Source organism: Pantoea sp. AS-PWVM4, assembly GCF_000468095.1.
Taxonomy (GTDB): Bacteria; Pseudomonadota; Gammaproteobacteria; order Enterobacterales; family Enterobacteriaceae; genus Pantoea; species Pantoea phytobeneficialis.
This window is the reverse complement of the sequence record NZ_ASZC01000040.1, coordinates 1-2,147: the sequence shown is the minus strand read 5'-3', so window position 1 is coordinate 2,147 and position 2,147 is coordinate 1. Positions and strand designations below refer to the sequence as shown.

Annotated in this window: 1 rRNA gene; it reads right to left on the bottom strand. The window is 53.8% G+C overall.

The window, feature by feature from the left end:
* Positions 1-87 precede the first annotated feature (87 nt).
* A 23S ribosomal RNA gene (locus tag L579_RS22925) occupies positions 88-2,147 on the bottom strand; the annotation flags it as partial.

Genomic DNA, 2,147 nt, shown 5'->3' with positions numbered 1-2,147 from the left:
ACCGCCCTCGCAGGCCATACGAATCAATCCGTTCGAACAAGGCTGAAAATTCTCGCGTCTCTCAACTCAAAACGCCTCTGGCGTTGTAAGGTTAAGCCTCACGGGTCATTAGTACCGGTTAGCTCAATGCATCGCTGCACTTACACATCCGGCCTATCAACGTCGTCGTCTTCAACGTCCCTTCAGGACTCTCAAGGAGTCAGGGAGAACTCATCTCGGGGCAAGTTTCGTGCTTAGATGCTTTCAGCACTTATCTTTTCCGCACTTAGCTACCGGGCAATGCCATTGGCATGACAACCCGAACACCAGTGGTGCGTTCACTCCGGTCCTCTCGTACTAGGAGCAACCCCCCTCAATTCTCCAGCGCCCACGGCAGATAGGGACCGAACTGTCTCACGACGTTCTAAACCCAGCTCGCGTACCACTTTAAACGGCGAACAGCCGTACCCTTGGGACCTACTTCAGCCCCAGGATGTGATGAGCCGACATCGAGGTGCCAAACACCGCCGTCGATATGAACTCTTGGGCGGTATCAGCCTGTTATCCCCGGAGTACCTTTTATCCGTTGAGCGATGGCCCTTCCATTCAGAACCACCGGATCACTATGACCTGCTTTCGCACCTGCTCGAGCCGTCACTCTCGCAGTCAAGCTGGCTTATGCCATTGCACTAACCTCCTGATGTCCGACCAGGATTAGCCAACCTTCGTGCTCCTCCGTTACACTTTGGGAGGAGACCGCCCCAGTCAAACTACCCACCAGACACTGTCCGCAGCCCGGATTACGGGCCTACGTTAGAACATCAAACATTAAAGGGTGGTATTTCAAGGTTGGCTCCACGCAGACTGGCGTCCACGCTTCAAAGCCTCCCACCTATCCTACACATCAAGGCTCAATGTTCAGTGTCAAGCTATAGTAAAGGTTCACGGGGTCTTTCCGTCTTGCCGCGGGTACACTGCATCTTCACAGCGATTTCAATTTCACTGAGTCTCGGGTGGAGACAGCCTGGCCATCATTACGCCATTCGTGCAGGTCGGAACTTACCCGACAAGGAATTTCGCTACCTTAGGACCGTTATAGTTACGGCCGCCGTTTACCGGGGCTTCGATCAAGAGCTTCTCCTTACGGATAACCCCATCAATTAACCTTCCGGCACCGGGCAGGCGTCACACCGTATACGTCCACTTTCGTGTTTGCACAGTGCTGTGTTTTTAATAAACAGTTGCAGCCAGCTGGTATCTTCGACTGGCTTCAGCTCCGGGAGCAAGTCCCTTCACCTAATGCCAGCGTGCCTTCTCCCGAAGTTACGGCACCATTTTGCCTAGTTCCTTCACCCGAGTTCTCTCAAGCGCCTTGGTATTCTCTACCTGACCACCTGTGTCGGTTTGGGGTACGATTTCGTGTTACCTGGAGCTTAGAGGCTTTTCCTGGAAGCAGGGCATCAGTTACTTCATCACCGTAGTGACTCGTCATCACGCCTCAGCCTTAAAGCATTCCGGATTTGCCTGGAATGCAAGCCTACACGCTTAAACCGGGACAACCGTCGCCCGGATAACCTAGCCTTCTCCGTCCCCCCTTCGCAGTAACACCAAGTACAGGAATATTAACCTGTTTCCCATCGACTACGCTTTTCAGCCTCGCCTTAGGGGTCGACTCACCCTGCCCCGATTAACGTTGGACAGGAACCCTTGGTCTTCCGGCGAGCGGGCTTTTCACCCGCTTTATCGTTACTTATGTCAGCATTCGCACTTCTGATACCTCCAGCAGACCTCACAGTCCACCTTCAGCGGCTTACAGAACGCTCCCCTACCCAACAACACATAGTGTCGCTGCCGCAGCTTCGGTGCATGGTTTAGCCCCGTTACATCTTCCGCGCAGGCCGACTCGACCAGTGAGCTATTACGCTTTCTTTAAATGATGGCTGCTTCTAAGCCAACATCCTGGCTGTCTGGGCCTTCCCACATCGTTTCCCACTTAACCATGACTTTGGGACCTTAGCTGGCGGTCTGGGTTGTTTCCCTCTTCACGACGGACGTTAGCACCCGCCGTGTGTCTCCCGTGATAACATTCTCCGGTATTCGTAGTTTGCATCGGGTTGGTAAGCCGGGATGGCCCCCTAGCCGAAACAGTGCTCTACCCCCGGAGATGA